3 protein-coding genes and 1 pseudogene are annotated in these 3,179 nt (G+C 39.3%); 3 read left to right on the top strand and 1 reads right to left on the bottom strand.

Features of this window, described 5'->3' with window-relative positions; genetic code table 11:
• Window positions 1-717 precede the first annotated feature (717 nt).
• Window positions 718-1,395 (top strand): hypothetical protein, encoded by a 678-nt coding sequence (locus CDG79_RS39830; protein ID WP_094346956.1) that lies wholly within the window; start codon window positions 718-720, stop codon window positions 1,393-1,395.
• 175 nt (window positions 1,396-1,570) lie between these two features.
• Window positions 1,571-1,780 (top strand): TOBE domain-containing protein, encoded by a 210-nt coding sequence (locus CDG79_RS39825; protein WP_094346955.1) that lies wholly within the window; start codon window positions 1,571-1,573, stop codon window positions 1,778-1,780.
• Window positions 1,781-1,845: 65 nt separating this feature from the next.
• On the opposite strand, the gene CDG79_RS39820 is transcribed toward CDG79_RS39825, so the two are convergent.
• Window positions 1,846-2,604: a HesA/MoeB/ThiF family protein gene (locus CDG79_RS39820; protein ID WP_094346954.1), complete on the bottom strand. Its 759-nt coding sequence runs from the start codon at window positions 2,602-2,604 to the stop codon at window positions 1,846-1,848.
• Window positions 2,605-3,057: 453 nt separating this feature from the next.
• Between CDG79_RS39820 and CDG79_RS41885 the strand changes: the two are divergent.
• Window positions 3,058-3,179: pseudogene (locus CDG79_RS41885) on the top strand (ISAs1 family transposase); the annotation flags it as partial.

The raw sequence follows: 3,179 nt of genomic DNA, 5'->3' as shown, positions 1-3,179 counted from the left end.
TTCCATCCTTGGGCATTTAATCGAATTATGTGGGCGCGATCTCTTGTTCGTTGAGGAACTGTTGTCGCTGACCGCAACTCCAAAAGCGTCAAATCTTCTAAATCTGTTAATCTAACTCGCAATGGAGGAGACATCTCGTAGTACCTGTTTTTTAGACCTTCTCTATCTTATATTTAATTGTAACCACCTACTTACAACCCTTCCCCATAACTCGGACAGTTTTCCAATTTACAGGTGAGTCTCACTTATAAAGAGTTTATTAACTTGATAGTTACCTATTTATAAGGTAAATAACGACAGCTTAGTTTCTATACAATATTAAGCTTAACTATTTTAAAAAGAAATAAAAATTAATTTTGTTCGTGTTTGATTACTATATTAGTTGGTATCTTACTCAATAAGTTGGTATTATCTTCATTAGATTACACAGATATACTTATCCATTTGGAAAAACGCAAATCTAACAAGAGGTTTGCGGCTAACTTTGGCGTTAGGATTTATTAGTTTTTAATATGAGTTATTAAAAACTAGCTATTTAGTAGCGTTTGGTAAGGAGTTGAAAGTTTAACGATAGAACCGTTTTTATTTTTATCTAACAGAATCTATTGTCAAATTGCTCAATTTTGGCGATAACGATACTAATTTCTGGTAAACAAACAGCTTTGAGCAAAACAATCTAGTTTTTTCAATATTCAATAGTAAACGGAGAAATATTTTATGCGTTTTACCCGCACGATACCCATTGCGTCTTTAATGCTATCGATACTGGTTTTATGGCAGCCTACTTTAGCTGACTCAAGAGGTAGTCTTCCCTCAGAAAAAGAAGAAAAAACACCTTCTGTCTGGAATAAAAATAAGTGTCTTGGAGGTGATTCGCAAAGTTTTCGCTTGGGTGGAGAACTCAATAATCCAGCCACTTATAATTTGCAAAAACTGCGAAATTTACAAGATGCTTTAAAAAAACAAAATCCAGCATTAGTTACTGAAGTTACTGTGAGCTTTCAAACCGGCTCAGGGCCACGAACAGAAACATACTATGGAGTCCCCCTATGGGAATTGATTAATAATCCGAAAGCCGGAGGTGGTCTAAAACCTGGGAATTCTGGGGTAAATAGTAAAAACTCTTTTCTGAGGCAATATGTTCTAGTTGATGCCACAGATTGCTATGGTGCAGTCGTAGCTATTGGTGAAATTCAACCTAACTTTGAAGGGAAAACAGTGCTAGTTGCATTTGCAAAAAAAGGTAGTGATGGTAACGTCGTGCCTTTAACAGATGAAGGATTTGCTCGTTTAGTAGTTCCAGGTGACAAAGCTGGAGGTCGTTACATTAGTAATGTGACAAATATCGTCATATTATCTGCTCCTCCTTCTCCTTTGAAACCAAAATATTTCTGAAAACCCGTCTGATTAAAGATACCTACAACGGAGAGTTCATTTTCTAATACCAGTCTGATATTTAAGTTATTCTGTAAGGCTGAAGATATCTCACTAAATGAGGATAATCCAACAATCTCATAGTTGTTAGTATTACTCAGTTCAGAATTATCTTATAACTAGGGAGGATCAAAATATGGAAGTTAGCGCTCGTAATTCCTTAAAAGGAACTATTAAGAAAATTCACGCAGGAGCAGTCAACTCTGAGGTCATATTAGAAATTGGGCCTGGGGTGGAAGTAACTGCAATTATTACCAAGGAATCAGTAGAGCATCTCCAACTTCAAGAGGGAAAACAAGCGATCGCTGTGATTAAAGCGTCGGATGTCATAATTGCTACAGAATAGCTCGAAATGAGTAGATAAGTTGTGGCGATCCGCTCATAGAGCGATCGCTACGACTATACAACTATTTACGAATTTTCCGAGCAAGAACGGCTACTACACATCAGACAAGAAGGATCGCGATAAGAATGTCGTTTGGCAAATTCCATTCGCATCAAGTCAATTGTCAGCAGTTGTGACAATAGGGGTTGACTAAACTTAGTAATCAGCTTTATTACCTCTAATGCACTAAGACAAGCTAGTGTCCCAGAAACAGCACCGAGAACCGCGAACCCACGCTGATTCCAATCCGGCTTTTCTGGAAACAAGCATGATAGACAAGGAGTGACACCAGGAATAATGGTTGTCAGGTAAGCTTCCATTCCGTCCATTGCAGCTTCCACCATTGGTTTTTGCCAGCGCACGCAAGCCTCATTGAGTAAGTTCCGCTCTGTGAAGTTGTGGGCACAATCAACAGCTATATCAGCAGATTGCACTAAAGAGTCTACATTCTCTTTTGTAACGTAATCATGAACTGCTTCCACCCGAATATCAGGATTAATAGCTTGCAGAGTTTCTCTGGCTTTGAATACTCTTGGCTTACCTACCCAATCATTTGTCATTAGAACCTGACGATTCATATCATCCAGCCGTAAGTCACCACCCCGAACTAGGATTAGCCGCCCAACACCCGCTACTGCCAAATATAGCGCTGATGTACCGCGTAATCCTCCTACACCTGTAACCAAAACCGTTGCAGACTTCAAGCGCTTTTGTGCTGCCTCTCCAAAATTGGGAAGCATCATTTGGCGGTGATAGCGTTCTAACTCACTGGGTGTTAAGTTCATCGCTTTTTAATTCTTTATCAGTCGTAAAATTTACCACCTAGTTGGTAGCAAGTATTGTAGTTGTCTATACACTTTTCTGATTTTTACCTGTAAAGTTGGTATTTATTCCAGGCACTATTAAGGAAGCTATGTGCAAATATAGCGATGTCTACGACGGGCAAAGAATACTTGGAACAATTTACCAGGGCTTAGTCATCAAAGGGTAAGCTTTTCGGCGGTGTCAAAGGACTCGTGCGTATATACTACCTCGCCCTACTGGTGCGATCGCAATCCTATGCAGATATTTGGTGATGTGGCTAATAGACTAAATAGCTTTGGTTTAGCTTATCTACATAATATTATTGATAGGAAAATTGTAGTAACCAGTTACCTACCGTAGGCGTAGCCCGTCGTAGACATCGCTTTAAACCCGTATTTCTCACAAGCTTCAGGCGTTTGATGGAGCAGAGGGGAATAGAAAATTCTGTTCATTGGACATTAGATGTTACCTTTCATGAGGATGAGTCCCGAATTCGTTCTCTGCACAGCCCACAAAACTTTGCTTTACTACGTCGTATTGCCCTGAATGCATTAGA

Origin of the sequence: Nostoc sp. 'Peltigera membranacea cyanobiont' 232 (genome assembly GCF_002245985.1) — a bacterium.
GTDB lineage: Bacteria > Cyanobacteriota > Cyanobacteriia > Cyanobacteriales > Nostocaceae > Nostoc.
Note: the sequence above shows the minus strand (reverse complement) of the source record. Positions and strands in the feature narration are given on the sequence as shown.